The sequence below is a fragment of the Streptomyces sp. NPDC093097 genome (genome assembly GCF_044754325.1).
Lineage (GTDB): Bacteria > Actinomycetota > Actinomycetes > Streptomycetales > Streptomycetaceae > Streptomyces.
Window position 1 is genome coordinate 60,114 of record NZ_JBIVOW010000028.1, and the last position, 15,647, is coordinate 75,760.

General features: G+C 70.1%; 16 protein-coding genes and 3 pseudogenes. 15 read left to right on the forward strand and 4 right to left on the reverse strand.

Annotated features, from left to right (window positions below; all coding sequences use genetic code 11):
* Window positions 1-138 precede the first annotated feature (138 nt).
* Both ACIQE0_RS34115 and ACIQE0_RS34120 read left to right on the forward strand, forming a co-directional pair.
* The gene (locus tag ACIQE0_RS34115) at window positions 139-819 is read left to right on the forward strand and encodes a DUF1345 domain-containing protein (RefSeq protein ID WP_402339189.1); all 681 of its coding nucleotides are present in this window, start codon (window positions 139-141) and stop codon (window positions 817-819) included.
* A gap of 660 nt (window positions 820-1,479) precedes the next feature.
* Window positions 1,480-2,052, forward strand: coding sequence for a hypothetical protein (locus ACIQE0_RS34120; RefSeq protein ID WP_402339191.1), 573 nt, complete (start codon window positions 1,480-1,482; stop codon window positions 2,050-2,052).
* Between the two features lie 128 nt (window positions 2,053-2,180).
* On the opposite strand, the gene ACIQE0_RS34125 is transcribed toward ACIQE0_RS34120, so the two are convergent.
* Window positions 2,181-2,801, reverse strand: a complete 621-nt coding sequence (locus ACIQE0_RS34125) for a CGNR zinc finger domain-containing protein (protein ID WP_402339193.1) — start codon at window positions 2,799-2,801, stop codon at window positions 2,181-2,183.
* A gap of 410 nt (window positions 2,802-3,211) precedes the next feature.
* Here ACIQE0_RS34125 and ACIQE0_RS34130 point away from each other — a divergent pair, with 410 nt between their 5' ends.
* The 5 genes and pseudogenes from ACIQE0_RS34130 to ACIQE0_RS34150 form a co-directional block, all read left to right on the forward strand.
* Window positions 3,212-4,159: a pyridoxamine 5'-phosphate oxidase family protein gene (locus ACIQE0_RS34130; RefSeq protein WP_402339195.1), complete on the forward strand. Its 948-nt coding sequence runs from the start codon at window positions 3,212-3,214 to the stop codon at window positions 4,157-4,159.
* 14 nt (window positions 4,160-4,173) lie between these two features.
* Window positions 4,174-4,641, forward strand: a complete 468-nt coding sequence (locus ACIQE0_RS34135; RefSeq protein WP_402339197.1) for a nuclear transport factor 2 family protein — start codon at window positions 4,174-4,176, stop codon at window positions 4,639-4,641.
* A 277-nt stretch (window positions 4,642-4,918) separates the two neighbouring features.
* A complete protein-coding gene (locus ACIQE0_RS34140; RefSeq protein WP_366329727.1) occupies window positions 4,919-5,209 on the forward strand; it encodes a hypothetical protein in 291 nt (96 codons plus the stop codon).
* Window positions 5,206-5,454 (forward strand): hypothetical protein, encoded by a 249-nt coding sequence (locus ACIQE0_RS34145; protein WP_402339199.1) that lies wholly within the window; start codon window positions 5,206-5,208, stop codon window positions 5,452-5,454. Before ACIQE0_RS34140 ends, ACIQE0_RS34145 begins: the two co-directional genes overlap by 4 nt.
* A gap of 298 nt (window positions 5,455-5,752) precedes the next feature.
* A pseudogene (locus tag ACIQE0_RS34150) lies at window positions 5,753-5,884 on the forward strand (ketopantoate reductase family protein); the annotation flags it as partial.
* Between the two features lie 27 nt (window positions 5,885-5,911).
* On the opposite strand, the gene ACIQE0_RS34155 reads toward ACIQE0_RS34150, so the two are convergent.
* Complete coding sequence (locus tag ACIQE0_RS34155) at window positions 5,912-6,640, reverse strand: class I SAM-dependent methyltransferase (RefSeq protein ID WP_402339201.1); 729 nt, start codon at window positions 6,638-6,640, stop codon at window positions 5,912-5,914.
* Between the two features lie 622 nt (window positions 6,641-7,262).
* Between ACIQE0_RS34155 and ACIQE0_RS34160 the strand changes: the two genes are divergently transcribed.
* The 3 genes from ACIQE0_RS34160 to ACIQE0_RS34170 all read left to right on the forward strand — a co-directional run bounded on the left by ACIQE0_RS34160 (window position 7,263) and on the right by ACIQE0_RS34170 (window position 9,118).
* A complete protein-coding gene (locus ACIQE0_RS34160) occupies window positions 7,263-7,790 on the forward strand; it encodes an ArsR/SmtB family transcription factor (RefSeq protein ID WP_402339203.1) in 528 nt (175 codons plus the stop codon).
* 177 nt (window positions 7,791-7,967) lie between these two features.
* A complete protein-coding gene (locus tag ACIQE0_RS34165) occupies window positions 7,968-8,801 on the forward strand; it encodes a MerR family transcriptional regulator (RefSeq protein ID WP_402339205.1) in 834 nt (277 codons plus the stop codon).
* A 167-nt stretch (window positions 8,802-8,968) separates the two neighbouring features.
* Window positions 8,969-9,118 (forward strand): hypothetical protein, encoded by a 150-nt coding sequence (locus ACIQE0_RS34170; protein ID WP_402339207.1) that lies wholly within the window; start codon window positions 8,969-8,971, stop codon window positions 9,116-9,118.
* Between the two features lie 9 nt (window positions 9,119-9,127).
* On the opposite strand, the gene ACIQE0_RS34175 is transcribed toward ACIQE0_RS34170, so the two are convergent.
* Window positions 9,128-9,805 (reverse strand): TetR/AcrR family transcriptional regulator, encoded by a 678-nt coding sequence (locus tag ACIQE0_RS34175; RefSeq protein WP_402339209.1) that lies wholly within the window; start codon window positions 9,803-9,805, stop codon window positions 9,128-9,130.
* A gap of 269 nt (window positions 9,806-10,074) precedes the next feature.
* On the opposite strand from ACIQE0_RS34175, the gene ACIQE0_RS34180 reads away from it, so the two are divergent.
* Together ACIQE0_RS34180 and ACIQE0_RS34185 are read left to right on the forward strand one after the other, a co-directional pair.
* The gene (locus ACIQE0_RS34180) at window positions 10,075-11,229 is read left to right on the forward strand and encodes an ABC transporter permease (RefSeq protein ID WP_402339211.1); all 1,155 of its coding nucleotides are present in this window, start codon (window positions 10,075-10,077) and stop codon (window positions 11,227-11,229) included.
* A 148-nt stretch (window positions 11,230-11,377) separates the two neighbouring features.
* Window positions 11,378-12,340: pseudogene (locus tag ACIQE0_RS34185) on the forward strand (PLP-dependent cysteine synthase family protein); the annotation flags it as partial.
* 196 nt (window positions 12,341-12,536) lie between these two features.
* Here the strand turns inward: ACIQE0_RS34185 and ACIQE0_RS34190 are convergent.
* Window positions 12,537-12,980 (reverse strand): hypothetical protein, encoded by a 444-nt coding sequence (locus tag ACIQE0_RS34190; protein WP_402339213.1) that lies wholly within the window; start codon window positions 12,978-12,980, stop codon window positions 12,537-12,539.
* Between the two features lie 332 nt (window positions 12,981-13,312).
* Between ACIQE0_RS34190 and ACIQE0_RS34195 the strand changes: the two are divergent.
* From ACIQE0_RS34195 to ACIQE0_RS34205, 3 genes and pseudogenes are all read left to right on the forward strand, one after another.
* Window positions 13,313-13,569: pseudogene (locus ACIQE0_RS34195) on the forward strand (hypothetical protein); the annotation flags it as partial.
* 7 nt (window positions 13,570-13,576) lie between these two features.
* Window positions 13,577-14,389 (forward strand): hypothetical protein, encoded by an 813-nt coding sequence (locus ACIQE0_RS34200; protein ID WP_366329734.1) that lies wholly within the window; start codon window positions 13,577-13,579, stop codon window positions 14,387-14,389.
* A 77-nt stretch (window positions 14,390-14,466) separates the two neighbouring features.
* The gene (locus ACIQE0_RS34205) at window positions 14,467-15,633 is read left to right on the forward strand and encodes an MFS transporter (protein ID WP_402339215.1); all 1,167 of its coding nucleotides are present in this window, start codon (window positions 14,467-14,469) and stop codon (window positions 15,631-15,633) included.
* The last annotated feature ends 14 nt before the right edge of the window (window positions 15,634-15,647 follow it).

Sequence of the window (15,647 nt, forward strand, 5' to 3'; positions counted from 1 at the left end):
GCGCCGTGGTGCCGACCTCCGACGTAATCGACGCATTACACTGCCGATTCGCCAAGACAGGGAGAATCCGCGGAATCTGGATACTCACCCAGCACCGTCTCCCCTCATGATGACGATCGCATTGAGAGGAGCTCGGCGGTGCATTCCTGGCTCTCTGAACGCCGTCGAGCAGCAGTGAGCACTCTCCTCGCGATCTGCGCGGTAGGGATTCTTCTCCTCGCCCTCAGTCGCGCCAAAGGCCCGTCGCCGTTCTCAACGGCCGACATGGGCGTGTCGGCCCTCTTCGTCTATCTCCTCTGCTATCTCACCGCCACATTGATCGCCTTCTCCACCGCCTCCCCGGAGCGCATTCGCACCTGGGCCCAACGCGAGTCCCGCGGCACGCCATTCCAGCGGTACGTCCTCGGCGCCGCACCCGGACCAGGGGCATCGATCTTCATCGCGGAAGGCGCGCTCGTGGTGTCGGTGGTGTGGCGCCCCGGATACCTCGGCTCGGCATTTCCGATGCCGGCCCGGGTATTGGTGGCCCTCGCCCTCGTCGTCGCCGCCTGGATCTGCGTACTGGTGTCCTTCGCCGTCGCCTTCCACGCCGACAACCTCGTGGAAAACGAGCAGGCATCGGACTTCCCAGGCGAAAACTCCGCAGCCTGGGCCGACTACGTCTACTTCGCCATGTCGGTCATGACGACATTCGGCGCGACCGACGTAACGGTGACCTCACGCGAGATGCGCCGAACCGTGGCATTCCACTCGGTCATCGCATACGTCTTCAACACCGTGACGGTGGCGAGCCTGGTGGCTTCCCTGGGCGGCACCTGATGCCAGTCCAGCACCGGGTCGTGATCACCCCGAGGATCTTCCGCACTCCAGGAGCGGCGGCGCGGCAGCCCTGGCTCGAAGCGGAAGTCGACGCGGGCCGCCAGCCGCAGTGGGGCACTGTTGCCCGGCCGCATCTCGACCCGGATACGTGACAACCCCGGGCCGTCATGCGCTCATTGGGTAGGGGTCGCCCGCGGGTCGCCTCGACCAGGAGCTGCGTATCGCGCCGGGGCAGTGTGTGCAGGCGCAGCCCCTTCTCAGGGGCGCGCCCTTCTTGGCCGACCAACGCCTACAACGCCTCCGGCGACTGCGGTAGAAGGTCGGATGTCACGTCTGCAACCCCGTGGTGGCTTGTTCTGGGGGGAGTTCATCCCCTGCCGCGTGTTACTTAATGCGATCATGGCGCTGCGTTGAGTAATGTTGTGCGGGTGATTTCCAAGGGACGGCACCAAGACGGGGATGTTGCGGCGGCCCTTGACCGGGCCAGGAATGCCGGCTGCCAGGTGCTGCCGGACAAGAACGGGCACCGATGGGGCTGGGTGGTGTGCTGCTCTTGCGGAGCACGCCATGTCGTCTCGGGCACTCCGAAGAGTCCCGGCAACGAGGCAAAGCGAATTGACCGGTTCGTCAGGGACCACCAGCACTGAAAGGGCAGTCGCCGTGTCCGAGTGGAGCTTCACCCTCCTCATCAACCAGCCCCTCACCCCCGGGCAGGCCGATGCCTTTGACCACTGTGATGCCTTCGCCGACGGCTCGGTTTCCTACACCCTCGGCCCTCGCGACCCCGAGGAATACGCGCACGTTCCGAACCCGGCCGTGCTGACGGAGCTGTCGTGCGACATCGAATCCCCGACGCTGTTGGACGCCGTCGCGCAGGTGGCACGGAACATCCGTCTCATCCCGGGCCTGCGGGCCATCGGCGTGCGCCACGACGACACCGTCACGCTGGAGGAAGCCGCACAACGCTGCGGGCGCGGCCATCACGAACTCGTCGAACTCGCCAAGAGGCAGCGAAGAGCCGGCGGATTCCCCGAGCCGGAGTCCGGACCTGAAGGCACGGAGTTCTACTCCTGGCGCAAGATCGCTGCATGCCTGGCAGGCACGGGCGACGTCGTTCCCGAAGCCCCCCGCGACCTCGTCATCGCGGATCGCGCGTTGCGTCTCGCCGACGCGCTGGAGGGCGCTGACGTGCCGCCGGGCACGCTGCGTTCGCTGGGGCTGCCGATCGTCTGACCCTGAGCCCGTCCGAGGGTCGGGACGTGGTGGCCGGTGGCGCTCGGCGTGGCCGTGCTCAGGTGTCGGTGACGGACCGATCCGGAGGTCTGCTCCCGGCCGGTGCGATGAGACCGGCTGCGCCGCTGTCAGGCCGTGGTTCGGCGGTGGCGCTGGTAGTGGCGGGCGGAGCGGGCGCGGTTGCCGCAGCCCGGGGAGCACCACTCCCTGCGCGGGTGGTTCTTGAGGAAGTACAGGACGCATCCCGGCGCCAGGCACGCGCGCAGGTGGTGACGGGTGTCCTGGCTGAAGAGCGTGATGGACTCCTCGGCGATGGCGGAGGCGGCGGCGGAGGCTGCCTGCCCGCTGGTGCGGGTGTGACGTGAAGGTGCCTGGCCGGGCGTCCAGGACAGTGCCGACCAGTGCGGGGTGTCGCCGGCGGCCTGGTTGAGCACGCTCACGGCCTCGTCGAGTTCGCGGGTGGCGGATGTGGACGCTGGGCGGGCGTCCTCGGTGGTCTCGGCGGCGAGGCGGCGCAGTGCGTCACGCAGGCCGATCAGCCGGCCACCGAGGCGGTCGAGATCGGACGGGGTGAGCGCGTCGAGGTCGCCCGGGGTCATCAGGTCGATCCGGGGAGAGACGGCATGCAGCCAGGCTCGCGTGCCGTCGGGGTCGCGCAGTGCGTCGTGCACGCCGTCCCGGTCGGCCCAGATGGTGTTCATCAGCTCCACCGGGAGCGGCTCGCCCAGCAGGGGTGCGTCCGTGTCCATGCCATCGAGGCTACCGCGCTTCTGACGGTTGTAGGCCCTGTCATCCGTTGACGGGAACGGCGGAGAGTGTCATGGTTGGTTCTGACGGTTGGCGATGCGTCCAATCGTTAGAATTGGAGGTGAAGGAGTGCCGCTCTCCTGGCTGGTTTCGCGACTGTCGAGCCCGCGGACGCGACCGGTAAGGCCGCCGACCCGCTCGCCGACGTGCAGAAGGCGCTCGGAGTGATGTCGAACATGACCAAGGGGTCGGCCGCAGTCCCACGCGTCGGCCCCTGGCCGCCCCGCACTCCGCGGCCTGACCCGCGCCCGCCCCGTCGTCCCGGCCCCAACCCCCGACCAGGGCCAGGCCGGAGCCACACTCCGCACCGACCCGCCGGCGACATCGCCGACCGCACGTGAAAGGAAGCACGATGGCCGACCCGGCACACCCCACGCCCGCGGGCTTCCACGAGGGTGAACTGGCCGTCCAGCGCCAGGCAGGCGCAACCAGGGACGCGGCGCGGCTCGCGGGCATGCTGGCCCCCGCCCGACTGAGCGGCGGCGTGAGCCGGTTCCTGGCCGAGCGGACCTTCGCCGCGATCACCGCCCACGACGCGGACGGCACGCTGTGGATCTCTCCCCTCACCGGCCGCCCAGGGTTCCTCCGCATCACCTCACCCACCGGCCTCGACGCGCGGGCACTGCCCGTACAAGGCGACCCGCTGCATCACCTGCCGGCACCCCAGCCGGTCGGGCTGATCGTGGTCGAGTTCGCCTCCCGCCGACGCCTCCGGATCAACGGCACCCTCTCGGCCGCCGGAAACGACGGCCTGCGCATCGACGCGGAGCAGGTGTACGGCAACTGCCCCCAGTACATCCAGCGCCGGCAGCTGCACGCTACGCCGGCGAAAACCCCTCACACAGAACCGGTCCGGCACGCCGACACCCTCGCCGACGGCGACATCAACCTGATCCGCCGGTCCGACACCTTCCTGATCGGCACCACCCACCCCACCCGCGGCAACGACGCCTCGCACCGCGGCGGACCGCCCGGATTCGTCCGCGTCGAGAACGGACGACTGTGGTGGCCCGACTACTGGGGCAACAACATGTTCAACACCCTCGGCAACCTCCAGGCCGACCCCGCCTCCGCCCTGCTCTTCTGCGATTTCACCACCGGCCGCACCCTGCATCTGTCCGGCCGGGCCACCCTGGAATGGACCCGCCCGGGCGTCCCCGGCGACGACGACCGCACCGGCCGCCGCGTCCACTTCACCCCCAGCCAACTGAGGGCCGGCCGCCTGCTTCCGCTACAGGCCGACTCGGTCGCCGCCGCCCCCGACAACCCACCGCTGACCGACCAACTCACCCTGCAATAAAGGACCGTTCCGCCATGACCGACGCCCGCCCGCCCTTCCCGCCGTTCGACCTCGACAGCGCCCTGGCCAAGGTCCAGGCCGCCGAGGACGCCTGGAACAGCCGCGATCCCCACCAGGTCGCCCTCGCATACACCGAGGACTCCGCCTGGCGAAACCGCGACGTCTTCGTCACCGGCCGCGAAGAGATCATCGAATTCCTCACCGCCAAGTGGGCACGCGAACTCGATTACGCCCTGCGCAAGAGCCTGTGGGACTTCCACGACAACCGCATCGCCGTCCGCTTCCAGTACGAATGCCGCAACGCCGAAGGCCAGTGGTTCCGCTCCTACGGCAACGAACTGTGGGAGTTCGCCGACAACGGCCTGATGCGCCGCCGCGAGGCCAGCATCAACGACCTGCCCATCAAGGAGGCAGACCGCCGCTACTTCGGCCCCCGCCCCCACAGCGAGCGCGGCCCGGGACACGACATCCCCCTCTTCTGACGCACCCCCGGGCACCCGCAGCAGCGCCTCCCACGACCCGGCGCAGCAAGCGAGCAGGCGCGACCAAGTGCCCGCCCTCGGCGAGTTGTTCCCGCCCCCCAGCCGATCCGGCCGCGGTGTCCCTCGTACGACAGGCCCGCGGCCGACACCCGATGAGGACGCTGCCGCGTGCGGGCACCCCGGCGAACTCCCTCACGGACCGGGGCGTTCCGGGAGTTTGTGCTTGCCATCCGGTTCGCAGTCGGTACCGTGAGGCCGGTAGCCGAGGAGGTTCAGCATGAGCGAGATCGCGGCGGCGACATGGAATACCGTGATCGACGGGGTACTCGTCGAGGTGCCGGCGACGATAGACGGCATCCGCGCCACCCTCCCCGAGGCGGACCGCGCCGCCTTCGAAGCCGAGGTCCGACGGACCCCCGCCCAAGAACTCCACCGCGTCCTGGCCCGCTGGGCCCTGCCGGCGGCCGCCGAGGAGGAGGACGACGCGATCGTGGCCCGGCTCAGGGCCGGCGACTTCACCGGCTGCGTTCCGCAGGACGGCGACGAGCATCACGAGGGGGTGGCGTGAGCCGGTACCGCATCCAGTACGCCGATCCGGCCGAGGCCGCGCGGAAGGCGATGGCACCGGAGGTCCGTGCGGCGTTCGAGCGTGCCATGCCCAAGACGCTCGGCGTCGACCCGTATGGCCACGGCTCGTCCGAGGTCAAGCGCGGCGACCGCGACTACCGCGAGGTCACCCTCGCCGGAGCCTTCGTCGTCTACTACGTCAGCGCCTCCGTCCTCACGGTCACCGCTGTCCGCATCGTTCACTGACCGAGTATCAGTACGGCATCGCAGCCCCGTCGCCCGGCAGCGGGCGGCGGGGCTGCGCCGTATCCCGGACTGGGGGAGAGGCTCAGGGACTTGACGCCAGGGCTGCTGCAACTGCCGGGGCCAGGAGACGTTGGGCGGCTTCCCCCTGGCCCCGGCCGAGCAGTCCGGGCGCGGCGATCCCCCTCCGACTCCCCGCCCTGCTGCTGGCTTTCGGCGGCGGTCGGTCCTGGGCGGGGCAGGCCGTCAACTGTCCTGACCCACGCACACCACCACCGGCCCTCCTCCCAAAGGAGCCACGTTGAATCTCGACACCATAGAACCCCGAACCCCCGCCGTCCTCGACCCCGGCGGCGTCGGTGGCCTCCTGGCCGCCCTCATGGCCCGCGCCGGACACCGGGTGATCTGCCTCGCCGGCGAGGAGACGACCCAGGCGGGTGCGAAGTCGTCACCCTCCGTATCACCCCACGTCGGAATCGCCGGGCCCCGCGATGAGCAGGCGGTAGCCGTAGTCGACGGATTCCCGGGTCAGCAGGTCGGCGTGGCGGCGGTGCCAGGCACCTGAGGCGAGGTCCGCGCGCAGTCTCGCGATCGCCGGTTCGACCACGGACGCAGGACGCTGGGCGAACGTGGAACTCGCCTGCCGGATCACGGGATCGAGGTAGAACTCCGGACGCCGCCAGTACGCGATCTGGAAACCGTCGGTGAAGTCGTGCGGGATGGGGAACGGCAGCACGGTGTGCGCGCCCAGCGCTTCCACCGCAGTGGACAGGGGCGTGAAGCGGGCGTGTTCGAGCTGCCGGATCTCAGGCAGGTACTCCTCGATCAGCCACAGCTCGGGCAGATGTTGCGGATCCCACGTGAAGACGACCTGCCGACGGGAGACGCGGCGCAGTTCATCGAGGCCACGGTGCAGGTCTGGCCAATGGTGCACCGTCATCACCGCCATCGCGGCGTCGAACGCATCGTCCTCGAAAGGCAGGCTCTCCGCCCCGGCCAGGACCTTCCGCCGGCCGGGGTGCTGATCGAGCATGATCTGCGACGGGTCGACCGCGGTGACCTCCATGCCGGCCGGCTCGTAGGAGCCGGTACCCGCACCGACGTTGGCGACCGTGCGCGCACCGGCCAGAGCCTTGCGAATCAGGGTGGCCAGACGGGGGTCGGGACGGCGGACCTGCTGGTATCCCACGCCGATGCGGTCGTACGTTGCGGTCGACGAGGCCCTCCCAGAAGCAGAAGCAGAAGCAGAAGCAGAAGCAGAAGTGGAAGTGGAAGCAGAAGCAGAAGCGGAGCCAGACACAAAGGCAGTCATGTGTGGGATCCCACCAGTCAGATCACCACCAGGGCGAGAGATTTAGGGTGGGCCGAATGTTGCAGCTCCGCCTGGATGTGGACGACCTGGCCTCGGTCCGCTTCGCCTGCTCACCCCTGCAAGAGACCGTCCAGAGCCTGCGAGCCTGGCGCAGCCCCGTCCGCTACGCCGTACACCAGCCGCTGCTTCGGCAGTCCGCCCCGCTGCTCCGGCACGTCGACTGGCCCCTGCTACAGGCACTGGTCGGCCCCACCCGTCTCGTTCCCGACTTCCTCACACCGCACCCTCCGACGCCGAGCACCGACATCGACGACGAATTCACCGCCCTGCGCTCCACACCGGCCCGGCGCGTCACCCGCGAACTCCTCCAGGCCGCCGACGGCCATCCCCTGCACCCCCTGTTGCGGCAGGCGCACACCGACCCCCTCCGCCTGCTGAGCAGGGTCACCGAGGCGCTGCACACCTCTGGCTCCTGGTCATCGCACCGCACTGGCCGCGCATGCACGCCGTGCTGCGCGCCGACATCCTCCACCGCGCGCGCCGCTTCGCCGACGGGGGAGCGACCATGCTCTTCACCGACATCGACCCCGGCCTGCGGTGGTACTCCGGCACCGGCACTCTGGCCGTCGACGCCTCTCCGGCCGCGCAGCACGACCTGGCCGCCGACGGACACGGGGTGACGTTCACGCCGTCCCTGTTCTGTGACCACGCCGTCACGGTCGTCGACCTCACCCTGCCACCCCGGATCTGGTATCCCGCCCGCGGCCTCGCCACGGTCTGGCACACCGACACGACCGAGCCGCCGGCTGCCCTGGCCGACCTGCTCGGCCGCACCCGCGCCCGCCTCATGGGCCTACTCGCCCAACCGGCCAGCACGACGGAGTTGTCCCAGCGGTTGGGTGCCAGCCCCGGCACGGTGAGCCAGCACCTCGGCGTCCTGTACCGCGCACGACTGGTCACCCGGGCCCGGCACGGCCACCTCGTGCTCTATCTGCGCAGCCCCCTCGGCGACCAGCTGCTGACGTGACGCGCGATCACCGACGCAAGCCCCAAAGGGACAGTAGGAGGATGCCTCACGTGGCGCTGTCTCGGCAGGCGCTGCTTGCTTGACTGCGCCGGTGGCGTCCCTGGTCTCTTGCTTTCTCGGCCCGTCGAGTAGCTTCTTGACCCTCACACCGTGTCAGGCGGTCAGCTCGGAGACGTCATGTTCACCATCGGAGACTTCGCCCGACACGGCCGCGTCTCGGTCCGGATGCTGCGTCACTACGACGCGACCGGCCTGCTGCGCCCGGCCCACGTCGATCCTGCCAGCAACTACCGCTACTACACCGCGGCTCAGCTCGCGCGCCTCAACCGGATCATCGCGCTCAAGGACCTCGGATTCACCCTCCAACAGGTCCGGGACATCGTGGACGAGAAGGTCGGCGTCGAGGAACTACGCGGCATGCTGCGGCTGCGGCGGGCCGAACTGGAGACCGCTGTGGCTGCCGCGGAGGCACGGCTGGTCCAGGTCGAGGCCAGGCTCCGAGCGATCGAAAGTGAGGGGCGCATGCCCACCAACGACGTCGTCATCAAGAACGTCCCCGCCGTCCGGGTGGCGGAGCTGACCGCGACCGCCGCGAGTTTCGACCCCGAGGACATCGGCCCGGTCATCGGGCCGCTCTACGACGAGCTCTTCCGGTGCCTGGGCGCGGCAGGTATCACCCCCACCGGCCCTGGCATCGCCTACTACGAGGACGCCCCGGAAGGCGGCGGCAGGATCACCGTCCACGCCGCCGTCCAGGTCTCCGCCCCTCTTCGGGACGGCACCTTCCGGATCCTCGACCTGCCGTCCCTCGACCAGGCGGCAACCGTCGTGCACCGCGGTTCGATGGACGCCGTGCTTCCCACCGCCCAGGCACTGGCCCGCTGGATCGACTCCAACGGATACCAGCCCAGTGGATACCCCCGCGAGGTCACCCTGGAGTGCCCCGAGAACCGTGACGACTGGGTGACGGAGCTACAGGCACCGGTGACTCAGAACGTGCCTCACGTGTGAGACGCCAAGGAGGCCTGATGCCTTCCCGCGGGTGCCGATCTCTCGCAACGGTTGCTTCCTGACGAACTCCGGGCCCTGGTAGCTCCGTTGCTCCCTCCTTTCGTTCGCCTCGCGGCCGCAGGAAGGAGGACGGCACCACGCGAGGAGCGCGCCGTTTCACTGCCGTGGTGTACGTGCTGACGAGCGGATGCGCGTGGCGGCATCTTCCCGAGACGTTCGGCGTCTCACCCGCCACGCGCACCTTCGGCTTCCTGGCCTTCCTCGGACTCGCAGCGGCCCTGACCTGCTACAAGAGGCCGGCCCAGATCGCCACATGAGACAAGCTCTTACTCCGGCACGCCGGTCGGCTCGTCCGCGGCCACGAGTTGGGCCGTCACCTCCTGGTGGGTGGGGGCCGGTGGCAGGGTGCGGGTGCATTCCGGGCGGAGGCCGTCGAGGACGACGCCGAGGTGTCGCGTGGCGAGCGTCGTGGCCTGCTGGGGCGGAAGGTGGGGCAGCGGGCGGCAGATCAGCACGACGGTGGTGATCAGGTCGACCGCGGTGATGTCCGGCCGGAGGGCCTTGCGGGCGCGCCCTGCGGTGAGGATCTCCTCCAGTGCGACGGCGATCTCTCGTTGCAGTTCGAGGGCGTGGGGATCGTTGGTCCTGGGGCCCCCGATCAGGGGCAGCGCCAGCAGCTCGCGGTTGTCGACCAGGCCCTGGAGGAAATTCTCCACGGCCGCCAGCGGGTCGGTCTGCGCCGTCTTCGCCGCCGCGCGGGCGGTGTCGAGGACGAGGGTGAATCCGTCCACGGCGACCTGGCTGATCAGGGCGTCACGGTCGGGGAAGCGCCGGTAGAGGGTGGCGATGTTCACGCCTGCCCGGCGGGCGATCTCGTCCAGGGGAACGGCGGTTCCCGACTCGCGGAAGGCGGTCCGTGCCGCGGCGAGGATCTGGTCCCGGTTTCGTGCGGCGTCGGCGCGCAGCCGCTGCGTCCCGTGCCGCCCTGGGGTGCTGCCGGTCACCGTGGTCCACCTCTGCTGTCGTCGTGCTCCCTGGCGTGCCGAGCGTACGACAGCCAGCATAAGTGAAGTATTTCCTGCGGTTAGTGTTAGCCTCATCCGCGTCGGCCCCAGGCACGCGACGACTGATCGCAGCCCTCGCCTCCGTTGTGTCTGTGCGTACGCGGACGGTTGAGGGCCGAGGCGGGTTACCGGCAAGCCCGGCCGAAGCCCCCCGGCGCCGACCAGAGAACGTTCCATCGCACGCCGCGCGTAAGCGGCAGACAGGTTTCATGGACCACACCAAACACCTCCCGCCACCTGCGCAACCGACAGGTGTCGAGCCGCCCCGGCCCGCCCCTTCCCCCGACCCGCCGGCATGGGCCGCTGCCGACGAGCAACCCGCTTCCCCCGCCGCGAAGCCACGGCACCGCCGCCATGCGCTGGTCGACACCGAACCGCGTATCCCCGCCCCGGTGCTCTCCGCGGGCGCCGGAATCCGCAAGGCGATGCTCGTCCCGGTGGTGACCGCGCTGGCCATCGGGACCGTTTTCGTCGCGGTGTATCTCGGGGCCTTCCACGCCCCCACAGCCCATCACCAGCCACTGGGTATCGTCGCCTCCGACCAGGCGGCCGCACGCGCCGAACTCGCCCTGAACGACGCCGCGCCCGACGCGTACACCTTCCGCCGCTACCCCAGCGCCACCGCCGCCCGCGACGCCGTCACCCATGACGAGACACCCGCCGCCCTGGTCGCGGACGGCCACCGCGCGGTGCTCCTCGCGGCCGGCGCTCAGGGCCCCTCCACCGTCGGCAGCCTGCAGGCCGCCGCGGCCCAGGCAGTCGGGCACCCGGTGACGGTCGAGGACGTGGTGCCGCTGGCCTCCGGCGACACCCGCGGGCTGTCGGTCTTCTACGCCTCCTTCGGCGTGGTCCTGGCCGGCTTCCTGTTCTCCGTCGCCTCCTACCAGATCGCCCCGCGTCTGCCCCTGGTCGCCCGGGTGGCGTCCATGGCGGTCTTCGCGGTCGCGAGCGGGATCATGGTGGCGGTCATCGGTCACCAGGCACTGCACGCACTGCCCGCCGCGTTCCCCACGGTGGCCGTGATCGTGGGCCTGCTGGCCATGGCGACCGCGGCGGCGGCCGGCGTACTCCTACGGATCTGCGGCCCGGTCGGCATGCCGGTGGCGTCCGCAGTGCTGCTGATCTTCGGCAACGCCACCTCCGGAGGCATCCTGCCCCCGTCCTTCCTGCCGCCCTGGCTCTACCCGCTGTCGCAGATCATGCCCCCGGCCGCCGCCGTACGAGCACTGCGCGACGCCGGCTACTACCACTCCGCACACCTGATCGGCAGTCTCACGCTGCTCCTCGCATGGACGCTCGGATGCCTGGCCGTGCAGTACGCCCTCGACTCCCGAGCCAGCCGGCGCGAGCCCGCCACACGGTGACAACTGCGACAGGTGCGAAGCCCTGGGGAGGCAGTGACAGAGGGGACTCCGGCGTGCGGATCGCCGCCGGTTTTCGAACTGACGCGTTCCATGATCGGAGCCCGAGAGCCTGCTCCAGGGCCGCGGCCGTCTCCGACACACTGCTGCGATGGACGTCTACGAATCCCTTGCCGACATGGTCGGCAACACCCCGCTGGTACGGCTCAACCGCATCACCGCGGACCTTTCCGCCCCCGTCTACGCGAAGTTGGAGTACGTCAACCCGGGCGGGAGCGTCAAGGACCGCATCGCGCTGTCCATGGTGCGGGCCGCCGAGGACGCCGGGCTGTTGCGACCGGGCGGCACCATCGTGGAGACCACCTCGGGCAACACCGGGGTGGGACTGGCCATGGTGGCGGCGCAACGCGGCTACCGCTGCGTCTTCACCCTGCCGGAGAAGAGCAGCGCCGAGAAGGTCGCCGTACTGCGCGCCTACGGTGCCGACGTGGTGGTCTGCCCCGGCGACGTGCCCCGCGAACACCCCGACCACCCGAGGTCGACGGCGGAGCGGATCGCCCGGACCACCCCCGGCGCATGGCTGGCCGACCAGTACAACAATCCCGCCAACCCCCGTGCCCACCACGGCAGTACCGGCCCGGAGCTGTGGCGGCAGACCGAGGGCCGGATCACGCACCTGGTGGCGGGCGTCGGCACCGGCGGCACGATCAGCGGCACTGGCGGCTACCTCAAGGAGATCAGTGACGGCCGGGTCCGGGTGATCGGCGCCGATCCGGAGGCCTCCGTCTACTCGGGCGGTCCCGGCACCGCGTACGCGGTGGAGAGCATCGGCCTGTTCCGTCACCCCGAGACGGTGGACGACTCCTGGCCGGAGTCGTTCCACACCGATGTGGTGGACCGGTTCGAGCGGATCACCGACCGCGACTCGCTGTTGACCGCCCGCCGACTGGCCGGCGAGGAAGGGCTGTTGGCGGGCGCATCGGCCGGGACCGCGGTGGCCGCGGCCCTCCGGGTCGCCGCCGAGCTCGGTCCGGACGACCTGGTGGTCGTGGTCATTCCGGACTCCGGCCGCAACTACCTGAGCAAGGTGTACGACGACCAGTGGCTGCGCGAGCAGATCGGCGACGACCTCCCGATCAGCGGGACAAGGTAGACCGATACCAGAAGACCGGCTGCCACCAACGGCCACGCACAACGCTCGGCCGGGAAACCCCAGCCGAGCGTTATTCACAGGCGCTGACGCATACGGCCGCTTCGTGCACACGGTCTGTCAGGCCCGTGGCCGGCGGCGCTCCGGGCCTACGGGGAAATCAGTAGCAGGACTTGGGCGGGTGCGTAGGCGAGGCGAAGTGGCCTGAGTAGACCCACACGGGGCCCGGTTGCGTGTCGTATTCGCGATACCACAGCAGTCCCGAAGCGGTCTGGGTGGTTTCGCACTGGATCCTGATGGGGGTGCCTGCACGCACCACATCGAAGCGCTGGGACGAAGAGTCGGGCTTGGCGTACTCGGGCGTGGCGTCAAGGGTGGTCATCACCGTGTAGGACGCGGCCGGCGCGGCGCTCGAAGCCTGCGCCGAAGTGGGTATGGCCGTCAACCCGACCAGGGCCATACCGACGACTGCCGACTTCCTCAGTGCGCGAGGAACGGTCATTATGGCTTTCCTCCATGGGAGTTCATTCGACTCGACGGTGACCTCGCGCCGTGCACCAGCGTCGGCGTCATCGACGGTTCCCCCGGCTTCGGCGCGCGTCATCCGTCGGCGGTGTGTCATCCGCACCGCCTGGATGCATCATTGCCGGACGTTTCCGGGAAGTCGTTGTCACCGAGTCCACGGTTGTTGGCAATGCGTCTACTCGGAGTGCGGTGCGCGTACCGATCGGCGCGTGCCGAGCCGCCGTTCCAGGCTGGATCGTCGACCGAGGTCCATATACGCCACCACTTCCTGCCTCTCACCGTCCGGCGGACACCAATGCGCCGACGGCGGATTCTGATCCGCTCCGTTCGGCGTAGTGCGGCCCGGCGTGTGGACCGGTCTTCCGTCCCGGGGCACACTGACCGGCGTGCCTGGAGATGCGTAGCGCACCGGGCCGGGCCGGCGAACCGTTGGAGGCCCTGGTCATGGTGGACGAGCCGACCTTCCCAGGACGCTCCATCAGCTGCCGGCGAGCGGCATGTTCGTCATGAGCGACCCAGGCAAGTCCGCCGAAGGCTGCCACGGGGAGGGGCGTGACCGCACGTATGCCGAGACCGCCGTTTCCCGGGAAGGGGCGCGGCAGCAGGCAGGCCGGACGCCCTCAAGCCCTCGTGGCGGAACCAAGGACGGCGACAGGAAGTGGGTGTGAGGTGCACGTGAGGGATGCGCGAACGGGACAACTGGTCGATGTGCGCAAGGGAGTTGGTGGACTGCTGCGGGTCTGCGTGCACACCGCCTGCGCGGAGCCCTCGGCCCGCCTGGGCAACCTGCGGGCACTGCTGACAGCCGACGTCCTCGCCCGCGTCGCGGAACTCGACGGCCGGCAGGTCGTCTACCGGCATGCGGAGCCGTGCCTGCCCGAGCGGGAGGCGAAGGCACTGGCGCGCGCGGCCGGGATGATGGGAATCCACCCGGCTGCGGTTCCCGGACCCGATGCCGCCCACGGGAGTGCGTACGGTGGCCGGACCGATGTGCATGTGCTCGCCCCGGGCGGCAGGGCTCCACGGCACGAGGCGGGCCTGGTGGTCGAGGTCGGGCCGACGCGCACCTCCGGCGCACTGAGCCAGGAGGACCTGACCGAGTCCACGGCAGATCTCCTCCCGACGCGGCTGGCCCTGCTGACCCGGCCCCATGCGGCACCCCTCGACCTCACCCCGGACGAACTGGCCCGCGCCACACGGCAGCTGACCCGATGGCGTGCGCACGTGGCCACCTGGGCCACCTTCCCGTCCCGGCCGATGCATCACGAGACCGCACGCCGCCTGCGGACAGCCCTGCACGACGACCTCGACACCCCCACCGCCCTGGAAGCACTGCGCCGCCTGGAGAGGGAACCAGGCATCCCCGACGGGGCGCGCTTCGAGATGTTCGTCTACGCCGACCGCGTCCTGGCGCTGGAACTGCCCCGGGAGGTCGGCGCGCCCCGGCACGGCACAGCCGAGCCCTCCCACGATGCGGGGGAGGAGTGACGCACGCGCCGGCGCCGCGCACCGGCCCGGTACGGTCGGGCGGTTCGGCCTTTCGGTTCGTTCTCCTGCTCGGCGTCGTGAGCCTGTTCGCGGACATGACGTACGAGGGTGCCCGCAGCATCACCGGCCCGTTCCTCGGGACGTTGGGCGCCGGCGCGGCGGTGATCTCGATCGTGGCGGGGCTGGGAGAACTGCTGGGCTACGCGTTGCGCTTCGCCTTCGGATACGCGGCGGACCGCACCGGACGCTACTGGCCGATCGCACTGGCCGGGTACACCGTGCAGATGGCTGTGGTGCCGCTGCTGGCCCTGGCCGGCAACTGGCCGGCAGCTGCGGTACTGATCGTCGCCGAACGCACAGGACGGGCCATGCGCAACCCGCCGCGGGACGCGATGCTCGCCCATGCGACCGGCGAGCTCGGGCGCGGCTGGGTGTTCGGCCTGCGTGAGGCCCTGGACGCGGCCGGCGGCATGGTCGGACCGTTGCTCGTGGCACTGGTCATCTCCCTGCACGGCGGATATCGCGGCGGATTCGCCGTGCTCGCCGTACCGGCCGTCCTCACCCTCGTCGTCCTCGCGGTCGCCTGGCGCCAATATCCGCACCCCGGCGAACTCGACGTCACCAAGGCACCGCCTGACCAGCAGGGACTCCCCAGGGTGTTCTGGCTCTACCTGTCCGGCATGGCCCTGGTGGCCCTGGCCTACGCGGACTACCCGCTGATCGCTTTCCACTTCGGGCAGACCCACGTCGTCGCGAAGGCGTGGGTACCGGTGCTGTACGCGGTGGCGATGGCGAGCGAAGCCGTGGCGGCGCTGGTACTGGGCCGGGCGTTCGACCGTAGCGGGCTGCTGACCGTCGTGGCGGCCACGGTACTGACGGCCTGCTTCGCACCGCTGGTCTTCCTCGGCAACGCGGTGCTCGCCGTCATCGGTGTGGTGCTGTGGGGTGTGGGGACGGCCGCACAGGAGTCGGTGGTCAAGGCCGTGATCACCGGGATGGTCGGCCCGCGGCGACGGGCCTTCGCCTACGGACTGTTCGACACGGGCTTCGGCGTGTGCTGGTTCCTCGGCAGCATCGCGTTGGGCCTGTTGTACGGCTACTCGCTCACCGCGCTCGTGACGTTCTCCGTCGCGGCGCAACTGGCCGCACTGCCGGTGCTGTTGGCGACGTGGCGGAAGCTTGAGGGGCAGCACGGCGATCACGCCTCCCCACCACCCGGTGGAGCGGACGGCGCATCAGCATAGGAGCCGTCTTCGAC

Excerpts from the sequence above, each read along its gene's own strand:
- ACIQE0_RS34125 (WP_402339193.1), bottom strand. The coding sequence starts at position 2,801 with ATGGACACGGACGCACCCCTGCTGGGCGAGCCGCTCCCGGTGGAGCTG.
- ACIQE0_RS34130 (WP_402339195.1), top strand. The coding sequence starts at position 3,212 with ATGGCCGACCCGGCACACCCCACGCCCGCGGGCTTCCACGAGGGTGAA.
- ACIQE0_RS34135 (WP_402339197.1), top strand. The coding sequence starts at position 4,174 with ATGACCGACGCCCGCCCGCCCTTCCCGCCGTTCGACCTCGACAGCGCC.
- ACIQE0_RS34140 (WP_366329727.1), top strand. The coding sequence starts at position 4,919 with ATGAGCGAGATCGCGGCGGCGACATGGAATACCGTGATCGACGGGGTA.
- ACIQE0_RS34160 (WP_402339203.1), top strand. The coding sequence starts at position 7,263 with ATGCACGCCGTGCTGCGCGCCGACATCCTCCACCGCGCGCGCCGCTTC.
- ACIQE0_RS34165 (WP_402339205.1), top strand. The coding sequence starts at position 7,968 with ATGTTCACCATCGGAGACTTCGCCCGACACGGCCGCGTCTCGGTCCGG.
- ACIQE0_RS34180 (WP_402339211.1), top strand. The coding sequence starts at position 10,075 with ATGGACCACACCAAACACCTCCCGCCACCTGCGCAACCGACAGGTGTC.
- ACIQE0_RS34190 (WP_402339213.1), bottom strand. The coding sequence starts at position 12,980 with ATGACGCGCGCCGAAGCCGGGGGAACCGTCGATGACGCCGACGCTGGT.